The sequence below is a fragment of the Leisingera sp. S232 genome (assembly GCF_049800895.1).
GTDB lineage: Bacteria > Pseudomonadota > Alphaproteobacteria > Rhodobacterales > Rhodobacteraceae > Leisingera.
This window is the reverse complement of the sequence record NZ_JBNAFX010000051.1, coordinates 1-20,605: the sequence shown is the minus strand read 5'-3', so window position 1 is coordinate 20,605 and position 20,605 is coordinate 1. Positions and strand designations below refer to the sequence as shown.

The following is a 20,605-nucleotide window of genomic DNA, read 5'->3' as shown; positions in this document are numbered from 1 at the left end:
CGGAAGTGGTCTGACGAGGAAAAACGGGAGATCTGCCAGCAGGCCGTTCTTCCAGGGGCCTCGGTGGCACAGATAGCACGGCGCTATAGCGCCAATGCCAATATGATCCACAACTGGTTGAAGGACCCGCGATTTGCGCCGGATGCGGAAGATCTTGCGATGCCTACGGACGCGTCTTTTTCTTCGAATTGGATGTGTCGGCGGCAGCCTCCCATTCAGTTCCGGATATTGTTGCCACGCCCGCCGCCGCACTTTCCGCAAACAAGGTTGATATTACATTGTCCGATGGGCGGCGCGTGTTGATCGAAGGGCCGGTGTCTCTTGGGTCCATCATTGGTTTGGTACAGGGGTTAATGGCTTGATCCCGGTTCCCAGCAATACGCGCGTCTGGCTGGCGACGGGTGTCACGGACATCCGGCGAGGTATCAACACGTCGGCGTCGCAGCCCGATAAGGCCCTAGAGCTTGCCCCCTATTCCGGACATCTGTTCGTGTTCTGGGGGCGGCGCGGGGATCTGCTCAATATCATTTGGTGGGAGAGAGGTCCGATCGTAAGCGGTACTCCGTCCCCACACTTACGGCATAGCGGTTGATCTGCGATTCAGAGGCTTCTTTGATTTGTGGGAGTTTTTCGATGGGAGCTACAAGTGAGTTTCTAGCAATGGTGGCGCGCCGGGCAGATGGGAAACGAGATTGGCCGCCAGAGTTGAAGGCCCGGATTGTTGCTGAGACGTTGATCGAAGGCGAGACGGTTAAGCAGGTTGCCGAACGTTATGAGTTGGTCCCAAGCATGGTGTCTGATTGGCGGCGGATGGTGCGTCAGGGCAAGTTGGTTTTGCCCAATTTGGAAGGCATGGATTTTGTTCCGGTCGAGATCGAGGCGCCTGTGCCCGTGGCCCAGCCTCTGGTGACGACATCCTCCAGCATGATTGATGTGATCAAGGGCGACGTCACCGTTCGTCTTGATGCGGCGACGCCCGCGACACGGATCGCCGAGATCGTACAGACCATGGCTCCGTGATCATGACATCCCACAAGGTGCGGATCTTTGTGGCCAGTGAACCGGTCGACTTTCGCAAGGGCCATGATGGTTTGGCCACCCTGGTGCAAAGCCAGTTGCGCCAGAAGCCGTTTGATGGGCCTATCTATGTCTTCCGGGCCAAGCGGGCGGATCGGCTCAAGCTGATCTATTCGGACGGCAGCGGGCTGATGATGGCGTACAAACGGCTGGAGGACAACAGCTTCAAGTGGCCGGCCATCAAGAACGGGGTCATGCGCCTGGAACCGGCCCAGTTTGAGGCGCTGTTTGCCGGTTTGGATTGGCGGCGCGTGCGCCCCCTGGAGGTGGCGGCTCCGGCTGCGGCGGAGTGACTCACGGTGGCTTTTGATCGGGGCATTCTGCGCCTGTTTTGGTATGGAACCGGGCATGAGCGCACCTGATAAATTGCCAAACAACGTCGCCGAGTTGAAGGCGCTCATCCGTGCGCAGCAGGATCAGAATGCGGGGCTTGAAGCGTTGCTTGCCTCCTTCAAGAAAGCGCTCTTTGGGAGCAAATCTGAGAAGGTCGATCCAGCTAAATACGAACTGGAACTCGAGGATATCGAGACCGCCATCGCGCAGGTCGAAGCCGAAATTGACGCCGATGAACGCACCGCGCCTGTGCCTGCGGTGCAGAGCGTCATATGATTGGTGAGGAAGTGATTGAACGGCTGGATATCATCCCGGCCCAATTCCGCGTGATCGTCACCCGTCGCCCCAAGTACGCCTGTCGGTCTTGCGACTGCGGGATCCCCCAAGCCTCGGCACCAGCAAACATCATCGCAGTGTCCGTCGTCAGGTTATTTGGGTCCAAGAGCGGCGTAAACTAAGAGAGTGCTCGGCTCATCTGGTTGGTTTGATTATGCGGCGCGTTGTCTGTGATGCAAGCGTCGCGCTTCGAACGTGTTCTGTTTGATCCTTTCTCTTTGTTCCAGAATGGCTTGGTCACGCCCGAAGTAGACGTCGGCTGGCGTGACGTTGTTCAGGCTCTCGTGGTAGCGCTGGTGGTTGTAGTGATCGACGAAGGCTTCGATTTGGGCTTCGAGATCGCCCGGTAGGAAGTCGTTTTCCAGCAAGATCCGGTTCTTCAAGGTTTGATGCCATCGTTCGATTTTGCCTTGGGTCTGCGGATGGTACGGCGCACCACGACTGTGTTTCATACTTTTGTCCTGTAACCATTCAGCCAAGTCGGCAGAGACATAACTTGAGCCGTTGTCACTGAGCAGTCTTGGCTTGTGGGCGACATGGACCTGGTCACAGCCGGAGGCCTGCAAGGCCAGATCGAGGGTGTCTGTCACATCCTCAGCTCGCATGTTCGTGCAGAGTTTCCACGAGATGATGTATCGGCTGTAATCGTCTAGGATCGTGCTGAGATAGAACCAGCCCCACCCCAGAACCTTGAGATGGGTAAAGTCGGTCTGTCCCTTTGCCCGGCAGGGCATGCCTGCATGCCTGAGAGGAGGAGCTGGTTGATGGCCGTTGTTTTATGCTCGAACTCATTTGCGGCTTTCAGCACGATGAACACAGGGCTGGTGATCAGGTCATGTGCCTTGAGTGTGCGATAGACTGTGGATTCCGATACAAAGTACCGTTCTTGATCTGTGAACGTCACCGCCAACTCGCGGGGTGACAGCTCTGTCTCCTTCAGGGCGAAGCTGACGACTTTGCGCTTCACCTCGTCAGGAACGCGGTTCCAGACATGCTTTGGCCTGGGAGACTGATCCTCAAGTCCAGCCGCGCCGCGCTGTAGGTATCGGTCGTACCAACGGTAGAATGTGGTGCGAGGGATACCCAGTTTGGCCAATGTGCGACTCGCTGACAGATGGCTTTCCTCAACCAACCGAATGATCTCCAGCTTCTCAGATGCAGGATATCTCATTCGTGGTCGCCCCCATCCCCGACCATGCTTTTTTTTGAGCAGTCGAAGTTCGAGTGTTTGCTCCGCCACAACCTCTTTCAGATCATGAGCTTCGCGCCGCAGTTCCTTGACCTCGTCGGGGGTCGCCGCTCGTGCTGTGTCACCGGCAAGCCGCTTCTTTCCAGCTTCCATGAAGTCTTTGGACCACTTGTCGTAAACGCCTTGGGAAATCCCTTCACGGCCGCAAAGCTCAGCAATGCTATCTGCGCCGCGCAGGCCATTCAGCACGATCCGGATCTTCTCTTCAGCTGAATACTGTTTGCGGGTTGCCCGTTTGATGTCTTTGACGACCTTCTCGCCGGGGCTCTTACTTGTCTTGCTCATCGTATCTGACAGTGCTGTCTACCTTTGTGTGTCCCAGCAGAAGTTGAACCGCTCTGAGATTTCCGGTTTTGCGGTATATCTCCGCTGCTTTGGTCCGGCGCAGCGAATGGGTGCCGTATCCACTGGGTTCCAGCCCGATCGCGGCCACCCAATCCCGCACAAGCCGGCCATATTGGCGTGTTGAGATATGCGGGCGGTCATGAAACCGGCTGGGAAACATGAAACGGCAGCCGATCATTTCCGGTGACTTGACCCACGCGGCAATGGTGTCTCGCGTGTTTTCAGAGAGTTTGAACTGAACGGGCCGCTTGGTTTTGCTCTGGATCACAGACACCCTTTCGCGAACGCGATCATCCCTCACTAGGTCAGTGACGGCCAGTTTGACCAAATCGCATCCGCGAAGCTTGCTATCAATTGCCACATTGAACAGTGCCAGATCGCGCAGGTTGCCAGCCAGTTCGAGCCGTGCGCGGATCGCCCAGACCTGTTTCGGCAACAGTGGCCGTTTCTGGCCGATGATCTGGCCCTTGTTCCAGGCACTTCGTTTCGGAGTGACAGCGGGAAGTTGGACTCTTGGCATGATTTGCCCTCCAATCCTTCCGCCAAACCCAGACATCAGCACAGCGCTGACGCCTCAGTCTACTGGTGGTTTGAATGGCCGCTACGGGTTGCTTATGTATCATTGGTCAGAAAATCCCGGAGCTTCTTCGTGGATTGAGAAAGCGGCGCATTTTCCTTGCAGCACAAAAAGTAGGATTTCTTGGGGGTCAGGCCAACTTCACCAATTCTGACAAGCTTGCCGGACTGAAATTCAGTTTCAAGCAAGTCCGAATTTGCCAGAACGATGCCTTCGCCCTTGAGCGCCTTGCCGACCGAATGAACGTAGCTGTTGCACGGGATTGTTGACCATGCGGATATGTCGGCAAAACCCGTTTGCCTGAGCCAAATCTGCCAGTTGATCCAATCTGGTGTGAGGTTCGCGTATTCCAAAAGGGCGGGTTCGTCGCCTGTCGGCGCGGTTCCATCAAACATTGCTGTGGTTTCCGCCAGTTTTGCAATCTCCGGCGTTGCAGCAGGTACCAGTTCGCCGCTTAGAAGGGTGATGGCGTCCCAGCCCGGCACCTTTCCGTCGCAATAGACGATCGCAAGATCATGGGTTTCCGACAAAAGCTCGGCTGTGCTGTCAGTTGTCGACACGCTGACATTGCAAGACACATCGCTGAGCGAGAATTCTTTGAGTTGCCCGTATAGCCAAAACATCGAGACCGCCGCATTCGCCGCAATGCGCACCACGGGCTGCTCCGGGGCTTTGACCTTGTCGATGGCGCGTTCAAGGAAATCGAGCGCAATTTCGACATCCGCTGCCAGACTGGTGCCTGCTTCGGTGATCTGCAAGGCACGCCCATCGCGGGAAAAAAGTGGCGTTCCAAGCCAGTCTTCGAACCGTTGTATGCGTTTGCTGACGGCGGCCTGCGTCACAAACAGCTCTTCTGCGGCACTGTTCAGGCTGCGATTGTTCGCGACCGCGTTGAAAAACAGCAGGCTGTCAAGCGGCGGTAGGGATTTGCGATATGATTTCATTCCTTGAGGTTATGTATTTGGCAGACAAATACTAGCGTTTTCTATTCCTGAGGAAAACATGAAGTATAGTCTTGTTGAGCCGATGGGAGGATAACGCATGTCCACAACTGATAAGCACCTGAAAGCGGGTTCTAGCAAGGAATGGAACTGGCATCCGGACCTGCCGGTTGCTGTCACACCGCTGTTTTCCTGGCCGCCGCAGCCTGTGGCAACGCTGCGCTGGTTTGCGACCAATTGGCTGCCGATGACCGAATACCTGATCTATGCGCTGATGGCCTGGGCCACATGGGCGTGGCTGGTGCCTCCACTGGAGCAGATGCAAAGCCTAAGTTGGGGCTGGGTGCTGCAGCTATGGGCGCGCAACCTGATCCTGATGACCCTTTTTGCCCAAGGGCTGCACCTCTGGCTGTACGGGTGGAAGAAACAGGAGGACGATTACAAGTTCGACCGGCGCGGGCTGGCCAAGAACGCGCGGATCTTCCTGTGGAATGATCAGTATTGGGACAATGTCACCTATACGCTCCTGTCCGGCGTCACGATCTGGACGTTCTATGATGTGATTGTCTGGATGGGATACGCCAATGGCTGGGCACCGATGATCACGGTGGAGAGCAACCCGGTCTGGTTCTTCGCCCTGTTCCTGCTGATGCCCGTCTTTCAGTCCTTCCATTTCTATTGGCTGCACCGCGCGCTGCACATCCCGTGGATTTACAGGCGCGTGCATGCGGTGCACCACCGCAGCGTTTCAATCGCGCCATGGTCGGGGTTTTCGATGCATCCGATCGAACATCTCGGCTATATGGGGCTGCTCCTGATCTTTCTTGTTGTTCCCGCGCACCCCATACATTTCATCTTCATGGGCTATTGGCTGGCGCTGGCGACGGCCACATCCCATGCCGGGTTCGAAAATCTGGTGCTGGGTGACAAGGCCCATCTGAAGATCGGATCGTTCCACCACCAGCTGCATCACCGCTATTTCGAGTGCAACTACGGCAATCCGGAAATGCCCTGGGACAACTGGTTCGGCAGTTATCACGACGGCAGCCCCGAGGCGACGGACCGTGTGCGCGAAACCAAGAAACGGATGCACGGAAAATGAGTGTCTTGCTGTCCCCCCAGGGCGCCCGTGTATTGATCTGGAATGCGTTGACCGGCAGCGGCGCCGCGCCAGAGAACGCAGGGTATTTCACTGACGCCATTCTGGATACCGAACTGTCCGGATTGGAGGGCCACGGGTTCTACTGGCTGCAATATTACTGCGCCCATCTGCGCAGCGGCAAGGTGGATGGCAAGGTCGTCCCGCAGATCGAGGCGCTGTCCGACACCAGCTTTCGCGTGGATGCGCTGCACGGGTTCGCCCATCCGGCGATTGAGGCCGGGTTCAAACATCTGATCCCGGCGACCAAGGCGCATGGGGTTGCGGCGATGGGCGTTCATAATTCCTATAATGCTGCAACTTTGGGATTTCATACCGGGTATCTTGCGCGCGCAGGCCTTCTGGCCATCGGTGCAACCAATGCTGTTCCTACCGTTGCGCCGGTCGGCGGCAAGACCCCGATCATCGGAACCAACCCCATTTCCTATGCAGTGCCTGCTCCGAAGGGCGGGATAGCCTTTTTGGTTGATCAATCGGCAACGCAGGTGGCCTGGACCGCGGTGAAACGTGCTGCCGAAGAAGGCGAACCGATCCCCCTAGGCTGGGCGCTGGATGCGAATGGCGATCCCACAACCGACGCCGGAGCCGGGCTTGACGGATCGATGGCACCCGCGGGCGGCGTCAAAGGGTTCAGCATCGGGCTGTTGGTAGAGGTGCTGTGCGCCGCCCTTGCCGGGGGCAAGCTGGGGCCGGATCAGGGGTCATTCACCGACAATGACGGCAAGCCGATCGATAACGGCCAGTTCTTTGTGGCTTTTGATCCGGGCAAACTGTCTGGCGGCGGTTTTGATCAGACGATCACTGCGCTTGTGGCCTCCATCACCGAACAGGACGGCGCCCGTCTGCCAAATGCGCGGCGCGAGGCGAACAAGCAGCACCTTGCAAAACAGGGCATTCCGATTGAGTCAGAGCTTTATGAAACGCTGAAAGGGTTCGCATGACCGAGGTGGAGTTGCGGGACTTCCTTGCCAAGCAAGGGTTGGCAGATAGCAGGGCGGAGGTTCTCAAACTCAAAGGCGGCTATCTCAATAGCGTCTGGCGCGTAACTGCCCCGGACCGATGCCTTGTTGCCAAGGAGTTTGCCAAGCCCATGACCGGCACACTCTTTCCGAACCTCCCCGAAGATGAAGCAGAGGCCCTGCGCCGCCTTGCTGGGCTGGACGTTGCCCCTGATCTGGTCGGGTTCTGGCCGGAAGCCTCGCTGCTTGTCTATGACTTCGTCGAGGGGGACATGTGGGACGGCGACATGGCAAGCGTCGCGCGCCTTCTTTTGCGCAAGGAGGTCGCTGATCCGGCAGGATTTCGCACTGTCCCCCTCGCTCCCCGGGACATCATTGCCGAAGGGGACGCCCTGTTTGCCCGCTGCATCTCGCCGCCAGATGTCATCCCACCACCACAGGCCAAAGTGCCGCCACCTCAAAGGCTCTCACTGATCCATACGGATATCGGCGTGAACCTCGTTGGCGCGGGGTCAGGCCTGCGCCTCATTGATTGGCAATGCCCGGCTATCGGCGATATCTGCGAAGACATATACAGCTTTCTATCGCCCGCATTCCAAATCCTCGGCGAACGCGCGCCCTTGACCGATACACAGGCCCGTGACTTCTGGGATACCCTCGCGCGCCCTGACCTAGAAGAGCGATACGCCTTGCTACGGCCCGCCTATGCCTGGCGCTTCGCGGGATACTGCGCATGGCGGGCGGACGTTCTGGAAGATGCCGCTATATGCGCCCGATACCGACGCGCGCTCGCAGAAGAATTGATTTACATGGGGCATCAGGCATGATCGTCGAGACCACAATCCACAGTTTCAGCCTCTGGCATCACTTCGCGCACAAACCGGGGTTTGACGCCATCGCCTTCGCTGAGTTGGCAAGATCAATGGGATTTCAGGGCATCAGCCTGTCGCTGAACAATGAAAACTACCGCCATCTGGGCGGGCGTGAGCCTGAACGGATGGATCGGCTGCGCGCCTATCTGACAACCCACGGTATGAGCCTGGAGGTGGACACCTCGGGCACGGCCCCTGCACATATGTCGGAGATGCTGAACGTCGCCCATCGCATGGGAGCGACTTCCCTTCGTACTTACACTCGCCATGGCGGTGCGGTGGGGAAGATGATGCAAAACACGAGCGATGATCTGGCGGCGGTCATGCAAGAGGCCGCCGATCTGGGCGTGATCATCGTGCTGGAAAACCACGAAGATTTCACCGGCCCGGAATTGGCGGAAATCGTCGAACAGGTGAGCCACCCCAATCTGAAAATCCTCTACGACTACGGCAATTCACAGATGGTTCTGGAAGACCCAATCGCAGCACTCGACGCGGTGTTGCCCCATGTCTATTCCGTCCATTTTAAGGATCACGTGATGATCCGGGCGGAAGATGCAGGCCAGCTTACCGTTGCAGGCGTTCCGGTGGGTGACGGCTTCCTGCCCTTGACCGAATTGACCCGCCGCCTGCTGGATCAGGGGTTGCGGCGGTTCACGTATGAAAACGTCTGGGCCTACAGCGCACCCATTCAAGAGGGTCGCAAGGCGCTGAATGGTGTGAACCTGGGAGAGGGTGCATTTGCCTATCTCGATCCACCCTTTAGCCCGTCGCACGTCATTTTGCAGCAATCCGCATTCAGGCCGCAAATGCTCGTTGATCTTGAATTTCAAGCCCTGCACCGGGGGCATGAAGGCTTTCGGCGGGTTCTGAGAAAGCTCGGCGCAAGCGGAGACTGGGATTGACCTGCTCGCCTGAAAAGTCCGTCATTTAAGGTTAGCCTGTTCTCCAACTGAGGAGACAGACGATGCAGAGAAACCGTTTCAGCGAAGAACAGATCATTGGGATTTTGAAGGAGCACCAGGCTGGGCTTGGCACGAAGGAGCTGTTCCGGAGGCATGGGATCAGCGATGCGACCTTCTACAAGTGGCGCTCCAGGTATGGCGGCATGGAAGTGTCCGACGCTCGGCGGCTGAAGACGTTGGAGTCTGAGAACGCCAAGCTGAAGAAGATGCTGGCGGAGCAGATGATGGACGTGGCGACGCTGAAAGAGATGCTCGGAAAAAACTTCTGAGGCCCGGTTCAAGGAGGACAGCTGTGGACTGGGCCCATGAAGATCAAAGGCTATAATCAGTGCCGGGCGTGTGCGCTCGCTGGTATCGATCCGCGCGTGTATCGGCGAACGTCGAAGCGCCCTGCCGACACGGAACTGCGGGCGAGGATGAAGGAACTGGCGGCCGAACGGCGTCGGTTCGGTTATCGAAGGCTGCACATTCTGCTGAAGCGCGAAGGCTGGGAGGTGAACTGGAAGAAGCTTTACCGGCTCTACCGCGAAGAAGGGTTAACCGTCCGTAAACGCGGCGGTCGCAAGCGTGCAGTGGGCAGCAGGACGCCGATGGCGATCCCGCAGGGGCCGAACCAACGGTGGTCGCTCGACTTCATGTCTGACGCAGTTGAAGACGGGCGTCGGTTCCGCGTGCTGAACGTCATCGATGACTTCATCCGGGAATGCTTGGCCGCCGTCGTGGACATATCCATTGGCGGTGCGCGTGTCGCCCGTGAACTGGATCGGATTGCCGAGCTGCGCGGGTATCCCTGCCTTGTGGTCAGCGACAATGGAACCGAACTGACGTCGAATGCCATTCTGAAATGGCAGGAAGACCGGAAGGTCGAGTGGCACTACATCGCGCCGGGCAAGCCCATGCAGAACGGACTCGTGGAGAGTTTTAACGGGCGGATGCGCGAAGAATGTTTGAACGAACACCTGTTCCCGTCGTTGCGCCACGCCTGCCGCATGATCACGGCATGGCGAAACGACGACAATCACCACCGCCCGCATTCGAGCCTCGACGGGCTCACACCATGAGAGTATCACTAACGGTCAAGAGAGGACCAAACCCTGAACAGAGCGAACTGAAACAACGCGGACTCTAAGCGGAGCAGGTCACCTCGTCGGTCGTGGCCGCGCGGGCGGTATCGCCAGCCAAACGCCGCTTGCCAGCTTCCATGAAGTCCTTTGACCATTTGTAGTAAACGCCCTGGGAAATGCCCTCACGGCGGCAAAGCTCAGCTATACTGTCTTCGCCACGCAGGCCGTCCAAGACGATCCGGATCTTCTCTTCCGAAGAATACTGCTTGCGGGTCGCCCGCTTTATATCTTTGACGATCTTCTCGCCGGGACTCTTGGTTGTCTTTCTCATCGTCCACTCCTCGGTGGTCACGATGAGCCAGAAACACTCTCTTATCAAATTGCCCTATTTGGACCCATAAGCGCTGACGTCAGACAGGTATCGGGGTTCAGGTCGCTCAGGCTACCATGCACATCGATATCGATGCCGGAGGATGATGAAACCGCTGTGCCGGTATCTGAGATGGCCAGCCATCCATAGAGTGGTTTTTGAGAAAGCTAGTTCGCGATGCGCAACGGATCCAGAGCAGCGCTGAAAGCAAGCAGAGTGAATTGGGGCAATAGTAGGAATCCGAACCACCGGGTTTCCTGAGGGTCTTTGACCGGATAGCTGAACGCCCCAGCTGGCACGAGATCTGGTCGATCTACATTCATGCTGCCGTTTTTGATCACATCTGTCCTCTTCGCTCGCTTTCTCCAACAATACCGGGCACCAGTCTGCCCATAGGCGGGCGCGGCACATCAGATAAGCAAGCGTCATTGCCATGGGAGAGCCCGTGCAGGAAGCAATTACTCAGCGATGTCCTCTGCCCAAAGCTCTGGCTTTTCTTCGATGTAACGCTCCATCAGCGCGACGCAATCCGGGTCATCTGCGACGATCACTTCAACGCCCTTCGAGCGCAGGAACTCTTCGTTACCGCCGAAGTTATTATTCTCGCCAACGACCACGCGCGGGATGCCGAACTGAATGATCGTCCCTGTGCACATCATGCACGGGCTGAGCGACCTGTAGAGCGTGGTGTCGCGATAGGTCTTTTGGCGGCCAGCCTTGCGCAACGCGTCCATCTCGTCGTGGGCAATCGGGTCGCCTTTTTGCACCCGTTGGCTGCGCCCCCGGCGCCACAACCTCTCCACCGCGCGCCAGCACTGAACCAATCGGGCACCCTCCTTCGTCAAACCCGGATTTGGCTTCGTCGTAAGCAATGCGCAGAAGGCGTCTGTCGTCAGCGTTCAAGTCTTATCCCCCAGGATTGGACCATCGTAGTAGGGCAGCCGCTCAACGCTTGGCGTCCAGATGCCATCCTTCTGCAACTGATCCATGTGATCGGCAATCTGGTCAAGGGTGGCAAACCAAACGTCTTTGGTTTCCTGTGTTTTGGCAATCCAGGCTTCGACTTGTTTCCACCGCGCCAGACGGCCTGTCAGGAAAGGATGGATGATCAGCATGAAGAACCCACTGGCGTCATATAGCGCTTCGAATTCCTCCCAGAAACCGCTGAGTCCGTGGGACGGGCTTGCGACCGGCATCATGTAGCCAATCTCGTCGTAATGCGCGAAGGGAGGCCAATCGTCGGTGCCCCAGTGGACGGGCATTTCGTAGAGCGACCCTTTGGCGGTATCCAAACGATAGGGGATGTCATCGGCCATCATGGAGCTGTCATAGCGCATGTCGTGTTCGATAATCAGATCGACGACTTCTTGCGTGATATTGTAGACCGGCGCGCGGTAGCCGCGTGGCTGCTGGCCGCAAATCCGCTTATGCACATCCAGCGTGCGTTCAAACCACTCGCGCTGCTCTCCGCGCGTTTTGATCGGGTCTTCGTGCAGATAGCCGTGGTGACCGATCTCGTGCCCATCTTTCAGGATCGCTTCGGCCACATCCGGGTATGTCTCCAGGCACCAACCGGGGATGAAGAACGACTGCTTCAGCTCCAAACGACGGTAGGTGTCGAGGATGCGGGGCAGCGCGACCATAGGACCGTAGCGCCCCATTGATATCGGGTAGAGACGATCGTGGCTGTCTTCGGGCTTGGCAATATGGATGAGACTGTCTGCATCCATATCAAAAGTGATTGCCACGGCGCATTTTGCGCCTCCCGGCCAAGGGATGGGATTGCGGATCATAGATCAGCTTTCGTTCAGAACGTGGGCGCTTTGCGCGTCCCACGACAGCCAGATTTCATCACCAGAGTGCAGATCGAACTTGGACAATTCGCGTTCCTGCATCTGAACTTTGAATTCCTGACGCTGCGCGTCTTCCAAGAACAGGGTGACCATGGAGCCAACGAATTCCTCCGAGATGAGTTTGCAGTAGGCTTTGTTTTCGCCCGAGGGTTCTTTGGTCGCGATATGCACGAGATCCGCAGAGATCACAAAACTGGCGTTGAGCCCTTCGACCAGCGGCACTTCATTGCTGGGCACTGTGAACTCGCCAGAGGTGGTCGCGATGCACGCCGTACCGCCGTCAACAGTTTTGACTTTGCCTGCCAGTATATTGTTGCGGCCCACAAACTCGGCAACAAACTGGTTTGCAGGTGCGCGGTAGATTTCCTTGGGGGTGCCGATCTGGCCGATCTCTCCCTTGCCCATGATGATCACGCGGTCGGCCATGGCGAAGGCTTCAGATTGGGAATGGGTCACATAGACGAATGTGATCCCCAATTCGCGCTGTAGATCAGTCAGGACCGCTTGCATACGGATGACCAAATGCGCATCCAAGGCAGACAGTGGTTCATCCAGAAGCAAGATTTGCGGCTCCATCACCAGTGACCGCGCAAGCGCAACGCGTTGCTTTTGGCCACCTGACAAGGTCGAAATGTGGCGGTTCTCAAATTCGAGGATGCCCATCTTGTCGAGCCACTTGATGGCCCGCTCTTTTCGTTCCGCCTTGTCTACGCCGCGCATCTTGAGACCAAATTCGACATTTTCGCGCGCCGTCAGGAACGGGAAGAGCGCGAGTGATTGCCACACCAGCGGCGTGTCACGCTCATGGGGAGGTACGTCATTCATAACCCGTTCATTGAGGCGAATCTCGCCGTGCGTCGGCGCTTCCAGCCCTGCCAACATGCGCAGCGTCGTGGTCTTGCCGCAGCCGGAGGGCCCCATGATTGCCAGAAACTCGCCTTCGCGGATTTCGAAATCCAGCTCTTTTACGGCGACGAATTTGCCGAAGTGCTTTTGGACTTTGTCAAAGACGACCAACGGTTTGCTCATGCGTGCATGCCCTTAATTTGGCGGCTGGCGAAGAAGAGCTGTGCCAGCACAACCAGCGTCATTGAGGTGAGGAACACGAAGGTGCCGATGGCGTTGACTTGGGGGTCAATATTGCCCTGAACGATTTCGAGAACGACCACCGGCAGCGTCGAGTTCAGACCGGAGACAAACCAGGAAACGGCAAATTCGTCGAAAGAAACGGCGGCAGTCAAAAACAGGCTTGAGAAAATGGCAGGCTTGCAGAACGGCACGATGACGTGCCGCATGGTCTGCCATTCAGAACCGCCAAGGTTCCATGCGGCTGATTCTAGGTCCGGGTCCATTTGATTCAGACGCAAGCGGATGACGGCCATAGCAAACGGTGCCGTCAGGACGCTGTGCGCGATAATGATTGAGTAAAGCTGACCCGACATTTCAATTTTGGACAGCCACGCAAGCATTGCCAGGGCCATGATGATCAGCGGGATCGTGGGCGGCAGCAGGATCAGCGCAAGATAGGGCCCCTTGAAGCGAAAGTTGTAGCGGAAATCGGAATAGGCCGTGCAGAACCCAAGGAACGTCGCGATCACCGCGGTCGAACAGGACACAATCAGGCTGTTCCGCGCGGCTTTCCAGATGTCGGGATCGGCCAGCACCTTTGCATACCACTCGGTCGAGAACTCTCCGAGAGGGATCGTCGGGAAGCGTTGCGAGTTGAACGAGAAGATCATACTGAAAATGATCGGCGCAAAAACGAAGGCGAAGATCAGGACGACATAGCTGCCGAGGATAAAGTTGAGGGATCGGCTCTGTTTCATTTCGCACCCTTACCCTTGCGGTAGGCTAGGGCGATGCCCGTAAAGGCAATGGCAAACAGGGTCACCATCATCATGATCGCAACAACGGCAGCGCGGGGCCATTGTTGACCGGATTTGGTGGTATCAAGGATCAGGATCGGCAGTGTCGGTTCTTGTGATCCGCCCAGATAGAAGGGGGCCACAAAATCACCAAAGGACAGAATGAAACAAAAGATCGCAGCGATGATCAGCCCGGTCTTGGACAACGGAATGATCACCTGCCAGATCGTGCGTAGCGGCGAGCAGCCAAGGTTGTGGGCGGCTTCAATCAGGTTTTTGTCGATGTTTGACATCGTGACCGTTTGCAAGATCACCACCAGCGGCAGCGTAAGGGTCATGTACCCCACAAGTGTTCCGAAATGGGTGTTCAGCATCGTGTATGGGCCAAGGCCGACATAGCCCAGCACCGCGTTGACGACGCCGCTTTCCGACAGGATCACAAACCAAGAAAAAGTGCGGACCAGATAGCTGGTGAAAAACGGAATGATCAGTAGAAAGATCGCCCAACGGCGAGTCGCCTCGGACGCCCGAAAAGCCAACGTAAAGGCTGCCGGAAAGGCGATGCACATCGCGCAGATCGTCGAAACCGTGGCGATAAATAGCGTGTACCAGTAGCTGTCCCAGAAGAAGCCTCGCGTCAGCATCCGTGACCAGTTCACGAACTCGAACGCTTCGGTCATGCGGTAGTTCTTCACCAGGAAGAACGACATCGCGACCATGAACAGGACCGGCCCGACAAAGAAGATCAACTGCCAGAAAATGATCGGCAGCCGCCAGGTCAGAGCATAGAGGTTCGGGCGTTGTTCAGGTTTGGAGGACATGGGGCTTTCGCGTGTCTGGGAAAAAGGAGCGGCCACAGGGCCGCCCGCTTTGGTGTCTTTAGGCCATCAGATCAGGCGCTTTTGTACTCAGACCAAAAGTCGTTCCAGTCCTCCAGCGACTGCTGCTGAGGAATGTCGCGGTAATGAATGCGACCTTCCTTGATCAGCGTGATCGGATCCTGCGGATCGCCGTCGATCTGGTGCGAACGCGTGGCTTCCGCCATGTCCGCCTCGATCAAGGCTGCACGACCAGCGTTGGTCACGCAGAAGCCAGGATAGGCCGCCATCTGTGCAGACTTCACCTGACCTGCAGGGGACATCATGTACTGGATGAACTTCTTGGCTTCTTCCGCCTTTTCGCTGCCTTTGCCAATGGAGTAGCTTTCTGTGAACTGGATGCCGCCTTCTTTCGGGATGACGGAAGCTACAGGCGCGCCGTCTTTTTCCAGAACGCCGGTAATCCAGTCACCGATGCCGACCATTGCCTGCATCTCGCCATTCTTCAGGCCGTTGAATGTTCCGCCGTAGTCGAAGAACCCGCCGACCTGCGGGCGCAGGTTCATGGTGGTTTCCTGAACCTTGGCCCACTGATCGTCATTCAGGTTCCAAAGGTCAGCGCCATTCCCATCATAGAGGCTCATCTGGCCCAGGGTTGGCAAGTGCCAGTCAAAGTGGCCCACTTTGCCCTGAAGCTCCGGCTTCCAGAAGCAGGCATAGCTTTCCGCTTCTTCCGCCGTCACAGAGTTCTTGTTGTAGGAAACACCCAGATGGCCCCCGCGCAGGATCATGGAGTACATCTTGCCGTCTGCCCAGTGGCCGGGGAACTGCGAGAAGTCCTCATGCAGCATGTCATCGAGCGGATAATCGGCCGGGTTCATTTCTTCGATGTAGCCAGCCGCGTTCAACTGCTGCACGAACTCAGCGTCAGACAGGATCAGATCGTAGGTGCCGGGAGGTGACTGGGCTATCAGTGCCAGCATATTGTCGCCACCAGCGTAGTACTTGGGTACAAACTTGACGTTGTTGGCGGCTTCATACTCGGCAACCACATCAGCCTCACCATGGCCGTACCATGCGAGCATGTTAATTTCGGTAGTTGCAGCCCACGCGCGGCTAACAAATGGTGTTGTCAAAACGGCTGCACCGCCGACTTTCAGCAGTTGGCGGCGGTTCAAGCCCAATAGTGATGAAGTTACGGTAGGTTTGTACATTTGTGTCTCCCATATCGTCGCTCCTTCCCAGCAAAAGAGCATTTGATTTTTCGCTGAACCATAGTGTTCAGTCTGATTTTTTTAGAATGGTATGGTAAAACAGGACTTTTGGAAAATTTATCGTTGATATGCTCATATAATGAGCGGTTATGCATCAGCCGTGCTCGAAGAACGCTGCTCCAAGGTGTTGATCATGGCATCCATTGCTGCGTATCCGCCCGCGCCCAACTGAGCTTGTCGCGCGAAAAGCCCGATGTGCAAAGGGGCGAGAACCGGCAAGTCGTCTTGTTCAGAGAACGTGCGCATACCGTTTTGGACCGTCGGAGCGGTTAGGCAGGAGAGGCCAAGTCCATCTTGGACCGCACGCTGGACGCCACCAATTCCCGGGCTGGAGTAGGCGATACGCCAACTTTTTCCTGCCAACTTCAAAGCGGCGGCCATGCGATCACGGTAAACACAACCAAAAGGATGAGCGACAAGAGGGATGTCGGTATGTTCTGGGATTTCAAACCCTTTGGCACCAACCCATGTCGGTTGTTCTTTCCAGTTGCGGAACAGGAACTGTTGATCATCACCGTCGAACAATGCCACGGCAATATCTATTTCGTTACTCCGCATGGCCGCTAACAGATGCTTGGACAGATCACACCGAATTTCGATCTGTGTATCCGGGAATTGTCGGACGACTTCGGTCAAACAGGCTTGCAGGGTGTTTACCGCATAGTCCACAGGCAACCCTACCCGCAATCTTGCAGCAGGATCACGTTGCTCAAATTCAGCCATTGCAAGATCATTCAGTCGAAGGATCTGCCGGGCATGAATTGCCAAAGCCTCCCCCCGCTCAGTGAGCGAAATCTCTTTGCCTTTCCGCGCAATCAACGGATAGCCAACAGCTTCTTCCAAGCGCTTCACTTGCAGGCTGATCGCTGGTTGTGTCCGGCCGAGTATCTCGGCCGCGCGCGTGAAGCTTGCCACTTCGATGACAGTGATGAAGGCTCTGAGGAGCTCTGTTGAAAGATTGACCACGCCCATGTGAAAACATTAGTGCTGCAAATCAAGCACGAGCAACGATAAAGTTGCTTTATGCAAGTCGCTTGATCACTATCTATTCGAACAAAACGCTGACAGACTCTCCATTGGCGATACGTGTGATGGCCTTAGCAAACATCGGGGCAATTGAAATCTCGCGAATTTTCGATGATACAGTGACTGCTTCGGTAGCACAAATTGTGTCGGTGATGACCAACGACGACAGATCAGATGCGTTGATCCTGTCGACCGCCTTGCCTGACAGAACGCCATGCGTGATGTAGGCAGAAACCTCAGCCGCACCATTTTCCAGCAACGCAGTTGCGGCGTTGCAGAGGGTGCCGCCAGAGTCGATAATGTCATCGACCAACATGCACGACTTGCCAGAGACGTCCCCGATGATGTTCATCACCTCAGACGATCCAGGTTTATCGCGGCGCTTGTCCACGATAGCCAAGCCGGTCGAGAGACGTTTTGCCAAAGCGCGGGCGCGCACTACGCCGCCTACGTCCGGAGAGACCACCATCACATTGTCACGACCTTTCTGCTTTTCGATATCCCGGACGATTTCGGGCACCGCATAGAGATTGTCCGTCGGGATGTCGAAAAATCCCTGAATTTGACCTGCATGCAGATCCATTGTCAGAACCCGATGCGCCCCGGCCTGGGTGATCATGTTCGCCACGAGCTTTGCCGTGATCGGCGTCCGTGGGGCTGATTTGCGATCCTGACGCGCGTAGCCAAAGTAAGGGATCACAGCGGTGATGCGCCCAGCAGAGGATCGGCGCAACGCGTCGATGAGCACCAGCAGTTCCATAAGGTTGTCGTTGGCCGGATAGGACGTGGACTGGATGACGTAGACGTCATCGCCACGCACGTTTTCCTGTATTTCGACAAAGACTTCCTCATCAGCGAACCGGCGCACATTGCACTCTGCTAGAGGGACACGCATATGCGCGGCAATCGCCTCGGCAAGCGGAAGGTTACTGTTTCCACAGATCAATTTCATCTGTCGAGCCCCTCTCGAATAGTGTGTGATTATGTGCGCCGGAGAGGTCCCCTAAATTGGAAACGCCATCTCGGGTTTGTAGGTCTTGAAGCTTTCGAGATACTGCGCGTTTGCTTGACGCTGCCATTCGGTGCCGGGCTGGATCGCCGTGACGACCTTGTACTTTTCGCGATAGGACTTCGTGTTGTCATTCTCTTCCATGACAATCGCCACCATGCCCGCAACTTTGCCCTTCTGCTGTTCAACCAGCTGGACCGCACCATGCATCGTGCCGCCGGTTTCGACCCACTGATCCACCAGCAAAACTCGCGTTCCGGGTGCAAAGGCGGGCGTGCGCATTTCCATCGACTGGGTTTGACCGGAGTAGTTGGTCATAGACGCGCTGTCTGTGTCCACGCAGAGCTTTCCGGGTTTGCGAATGGGCAGAAAGCCCTTCCCGATACGGGCCGCGATGCCCGCCGCCAAGACAAAGCCCATCGCATCAAGGCCAGCGATGACGTCAATCTCATCGGCATCTAGATCAGCCACCAGATCATCCAGCAAATCATGATACGCCTTGCCGTTGATGTAGATCGAGGTCGGATCAAGCCATGCAAACTTGTCGCCTTTGGTGTTCGGGGCCATCAGCGAGAAGTACCAACGGTCGTCTCTGGGTCCTTTGTCTAGAGCCATCTTTCCTCTCCCTTATGTCTGTGTGAGATCCATGAGCTGCTTCAGGCGCTCAGGATCAATATTGTAGAAATCGCCGTCATGGTTGATGCCAGTTGCAACCATGAAAAGATCAACCGCATCTGCATATTGGCCCGCGTTTCCGGGTGTAATTCCGGATGCAAGCCCAAGCGCAGTGTCACCGCAATGCTCGCGAAACGTGTCGATCTTGCCCACAGCAGCTGCATGACCGGTTGCCACGCCGGAGGTCACAACGACGTCCATGTAGCGCGTCGCGATGCGCGCGCTTTTGCCATACTGCGTCGGATCAACCTCGCGCTGTTTTTTGAACGCAGTGCCGCCAATGTAAAGCCCGGTCCAACCGCTGGCGTCACGGATCGCCGCGATCTCATCTGCTTCGGGCTGATCATCTTCCGCGCGGCGTTCATCCATGCGTGCGTCGTCGGCCCAGTATCCATCGACCATGCAACCTTCAGCTTGCAACTCTCCTAGAATTGGGAAGGCAAACTTGCCGGTGACCGCGAGAAAATTCACCCCTAGCCAGATGTCCGGGAACGCTGCCCGCATCTCCTTGATGATCGGGACCAGCCTCCCTTTCTCGAAGTCATGGTTGATCAGAAAAACGCCCGGGCAACCACCTGCAATAGCTGCTTTGATGTTCCGCTCGGCCTGTTCGCTGTCAAGCACATGAATGACAGGAAGAATGACAGGACCAGAAGTGCCAAAAGTCTTCTTGAAGTCGTTGCGATCCATCTCAACTCTCAATCTGCGTTGTTGACAGGACGCTACCATTGGCGATGGAATTTAGAAAATTTATTGTGTTTATTGGGTCATATGAATTGGAAATGAATGAGCGGCCTTCTGATGAAAACGCTCGCGATCTTGCTAGGTGTTTGATCCCATGGTTTGATGGTGCGATCTGTTCTTTGGAATGGAAGGAAGCACTATGGGACAAGTTCGTCACGGGAGCGCCACGACCACGCACGCTGTCAGAGCAGCAATACAGCGATCGCAAGCTTCGATCGCGGCGCTGAGCAAGGAACTCGGGATCAACCCGAAGACTGTTGCCAAGTGGCGAAAGCGCGAGACCGTTGAGGATCGCAAAACAGGGCCGAAAGAGCCTCGCTCAACCATTCTCAGTCAAGCCGAGGAGGCCATGATCGTCGCATTTCGGCGGCATACGCTACTGCCGTTGGATGATTGCCTCTATGCGCTCCAGCCCTCGATCCCGCATCTGACGCGGTCAGCGCTGCATCGGTGCCTTCAGCGGCATGGCATCTCGCGCTTGCCGGATGTCGGGGGCGACAAGCCTAAGCGGCAGAGGTTCAAGCGCTACCCCATCGGCTTTTTTCATATCGATATTGCCGAGGTGCAGACTGCGGAGGGCAAGCTGTATCTTTTCGTTGGCATTGACCGGACCAGCAAGTTTGCAGTCACCCACCTCGTCGACAAGGCAGATCGCAAGACCGCCTGGGAATTCCTCGAACATTTGCTCAAGGCGGTCCCTTATCGCATCCATACGATCCTGACCGATAACGGTATCCAGTTCGCCGAACAGCCACGAAACCGGAACAGAGTATACTCCCGGCAGATGCGCTTCGACATGATCTGTGAGGCCAACGGGATCGAGCATCGCCTGACCAAACCGAACCATCCGTGGACCAATGGCCAAGTCGAGCGGATGAACCGCACGATCAAAGAGGCGACAGTGAAGCGATACCACTACGAAAGCCACGATCAGTTACGAACACATCTCGGCGACTTCATGGCTGCCTACAACTTTGCCCGCAGACTCAAAACTCTCAGCGGCCTCACGCCCTACGAATACATCTGCAAAATCTGGACTTCAGAGCCAGATCGTTTCATCATCGATCCGATCCACCAGATGCCGGGACTGAACA

At 56.4% G+C, this 20,605-nt stretch carries 21 protein-coding genes and 4 pseudogenes; 11 read left to right on the top strand and 14 right to left on the bottom strand.

Going from position 1 to position 20,605, the window contains the following annotated elements:
* The 5 genes and pseudogenes from ACP151_RS19960 to ACP151_RS19940 form a co-directional block, all read left to right on the top strand.
* Positions 1 to 303 (top strand): transposase (locus tag ACP151_RS19960; protein WP_424980609.1); only part of this gene is annotated, 303 nt, incomplete at its 5' end.
* A 55-nt stretch (positions 304 to 358) separates the two neighbouring features.
* Positions 359 to 592, top strand: a complete 234-nt coding sequence (gene tnpB / locus ACP151_RS19955; protein WP_424977607.1) for an IS66 family insertion sequence element accessory protein TnpB — start codon at positions 359 to 361, stop codon at positions 590 to 592.
* Between the two features lie 41 nt (positions 593 to 633).
* The gene (locus ACP151_RS19950) at positions 634 to 1,020 is read left to right on the top strand and encodes a transposase (protein ID WP_424977606.1); all 387 of its coding nucleotides are present in this window, start codon (positions 634 to 636) and stop codon (positions 1,018 to 1,020) included.
* 2 nt (positions 1,021 to 1,022) lie between these two features.
* Positions 1,023 to 1,370 carry an IS66 family insertion sequence element accessory protein TnpB gene (tnpB, locus tag ACP151_RS19945; protein ID WP_424977605.1) on the top strand — a complete coding sequence of 116 codons (348 nt, stop codon included), beginning with the start codon at positions 1,023 to 1,025 and terminating at the stop codon, positions 1,368 to 1,370.
* A gap of 55 nt (positions 1,371 to 1,425) precedes the next feature.
* Positions 1,426 to 1,820 (top strand): annotated as a pseudogene (locus ACP151_RS19940) (IS66 family transposase zinc-finger binding domain-containing protein); the annotation flags it as partial.
* 78 nt (positions 1,821 to 1,898) lie between these two features.
* Here ACP151_RS19940 and ACP151_RS19935 read toward each other — a convergent pair.
* The 3 genes and pseudogenes from ACP151_RS19935 to ACP151_RS19925 form a co-directional block, all read right to left on the bottom strand.
* A pseudogene (locus ACP151_RS19935) lies at positions 1,899 to 3,280 on the bottom strand (IS3 family transposase).
* Positions 3,264 to 3,860, bottom strand: a complete 597-nt coding sequence (locus ACP151_RS19930; RefSeq protein ID WP_424980608.1) for a tyrosine-type recombinase/integrase — start codon at positions 3,858 to 3,860, stop codon at positions 3,264 to 3,266. The pseudogene ACP151_RS19935 and the gene ACP151_RS19930 overlap by 17 nt, the downstream one beginning before the upstream one ends.
* Positions 3,861 to 3,952: 92 nt before the next feature.
* Positions 3,953 to 4,861: a LysR family transcriptional regulator gene (locus ACP151_RS19925; protein ID WP_424980607.1), complete on the bottom strand. Its 909-nt coding sequence runs from the start codon at positions 4,859 to 4,861 to the stop codon at positions 3,953 to 3,955.
* Between the two features lie 97 nt (positions 4,862 to 4,958).
* On the opposite strand from ACP151_RS19925, the gene ACP151_RS19920 reads away from it, so the two are divergent.
* The 5 genes and pseudogenes from ACP151_RS19920 to ACP151_RS19900 all read left to right on the top strand — a co-directional run bounded on the left by ACP151_RS19920 (position 4,959) and on the right by ACP151_RS19900 (position 9,874).
* Positions 4,959 to 5,960 carry a sterol desaturase family protein gene (locus ACP151_RS19920; RefSeq protein WP_424980606.1) on the top strand — a complete coding sequence of 334 codons (1,002 nt, stop codon included), beginning with the start codon at positions 4,959 to 4,961 and terminating at the stop codon, positions 5,958 to 5,960.
* On the top strand, positions 5,957 to 6,958 hold the full coding sequence (locus ACP151_RS19915) for an Ldh family oxidoreductase (RefSeq protein WP_424980605.1): 1,002 nt from the start codon (positions 5,957 to 5,959) through the stop codon (positions 6,956 to 6,958). Before ACP151_RS19920 ends, ACP151_RS19915 begins: the two co-directional genes overlap by 4 nt.
* Positions 6,955 to 7,803 carry a hypothetical protein gene (locus ACP151_RS19910; RefSeq protein WP_424980604.1) on the top strand — a complete coding sequence of 283 codons (849 nt, stop codon included), beginning with the start codon at positions 6,955 to 6,957 and terminating at the stop codon, positions 7,801 to 7,803. Before ACP151_RS19915 ends, ACP151_RS19910 begins: the two co-directional genes overlap by 4 nt.
* Positions 7,800 to 8,753: a sugar phosphate isomerase/epimerase family protein gene (locus ACP151_RS19905; RefSeq protein ID WP_424980603.1), complete on the top strand. Its 954-nt coding sequence runs from the start codon at positions 7,800 to 7,802 to the stop codon at positions 8,751 to 8,753. Before ACP151_RS19910 ends, ACP151_RS19905 begins: the two co-directional genes overlap by 4 nt.
* Before the next feature lie 62 nt (positions 8,754 to 8,815).
* Positions 8,816 to 9,874 (top strand): annotated as a pseudogene (locus tag ACP151_RS19900) (IS3 family transposase).
* 79 nt (positions 9,875 to 9,953) lie between these two features.
* Here ACP151_RS19900 and ACP151_RS19895 read toward each other — a convergent pair.
* The 11 genes and pseudogenes from ACP151_RS19895 to ACP151_RS19845 all read right to left on the bottom strand — a co-directional run.
* A pseudogene (locus ACP151_RS19895) lies at positions 9,954 to 10,208 on the bottom strand (transposase); the annotation flags it as partial.
* Between the two features lie 497 nt (positions 10,209 to 10,705).
* The gene (locus tag ACP151_RS19890) at positions 10,706 to 11,071 is read right to left on the bottom strand and encodes a nucleoside deaminase (RefSeq protein ID WP_424980602.1); all 366 of its coding nucleotides are present in this window, start codon (positions 11,069 to 11,071) and stop codon (positions 10,706 to 10,708) included.
* Positions 11,072 to 11,146: 75 nt separating this feature from the next.
* Positions 11,147 to 12,040: a polysaccharide deacetylase family protein gene (locus ACP151_RS19885; protein WP_424980601.1), complete on the bottom strand. Its 894-nt coding sequence runs from the start codon at positions 12,038 to 12,040 to the stop codon at positions 11,147 to 11,149.
* 3 nt (positions 12,041 to 12,043) lie between these two features.
* Positions 12,044 to 13,129, bottom strand: coding sequence for an ABC transporter ATP-binding protein (locus tag ACP151_RS19880; protein WP_424980600.1), 1,086 nt, complete (start codon positions 13,127 to 13,129; stop codon positions 12,044 to 12,046).
* Positions 13,126 to 13,926: an ABC transporter permease gene (locus tag ACP151_RS19875; RefSeq protein WP_424980599.1), complete on the bottom strand. Its 801-nt coding sequence runs from the start codon at positions 13,924 to 13,926 to the stop codon at positions 13,126 to 13,128. Before ACP151_RS19875 ends, ACP151_RS19880 begins: the two co-directional genes overlap by 4 nt.
* Positions 13,923 to 14,786 (bottom strand): ABC transporter permease, encoded by an 864-nt coding sequence (locus tag ACP151_RS19870; protein ID WP_424980598.1) that lies wholly within the window; start codon positions 14,784 to 14,786, stop codon positions 13,923 to 13,925. The genes ACP151_RS19875 and ACP151_RS19870 overlap by 4 nt, the downstream gene beginning before the upstream one ends.
* 71 nt (positions 14,787 to 14,857) lie before the next feature.
* A complete protein-coding gene (locus ACP151_RS19865) occupies positions 14,858 to 15,997 on the bottom strand; it encodes an ABC transporter substrate-binding protein (RefSeq protein ID WP_424980597.1) in 1,140 nt (379 codons plus the stop codon).
* Positions 15,998 to 16,144: 147 nt separating this feature from the next.
* A complete protein-coding gene (locus ACP151_RS19860; RefSeq protein WP_424980596.1) occupies positions 16,145 to 17,029 on the bottom strand; it encodes a LysR family transcriptional regulator in 885 nt (294 codons plus the stop codon).
* 73 nt (positions 17,030 to 17,102) lie between these two features.
* Positions 17,103 to 18,035 carry a ribose-phosphate pyrophosphokinase gene (locus ACP151_RS19855; protein WP_424980595.1) on the bottom strand — a complete coding sequence of 311 codons (933 nt, stop codon included), beginning with the start codon at positions 18,033 to 18,035 and terminating at the stop codon, positions 17,103 to 17,105.
* 51 nt (positions 18,036 to 18,086) lie between these two features.
* Positions 18,087 to 18,707: a phosphoribosyltransferase family protein gene (locus tag ACP151_RS19850; RefSeq protein WP_424980594.1), complete on the bottom strand. Its 621-nt coding sequence runs from the start codon at positions 18,705 to 18,707 to the stop codon at positions 18,087 to 18,089.
* Between the two features lie 12 nt (positions 18,708 to 18,719).
* Positions 18,720 to 19,457, bottom strand: coding sequence for an adenine phosphoribosyltransferase (locus ACP151_RS19845; protein WP_424980593.1), 738 nt, complete (start codon positions 19,455 to 19,457; stop codon positions 18,720 to 18,722).
* A gap of 193 nt (positions 19,458 to 19,650) precedes the next feature.
* Between ACP151_RS19845 and ACP151_RS19840 the strand changes: the two genes are divergently transcribed.
* The coding region (locus ACP151_RS19840) for an IS481 family transposase (protein ID WP_424980202.1) at positions 19,651 to 20,605 on the top strand (955 nt) is incomplete at its 3' end.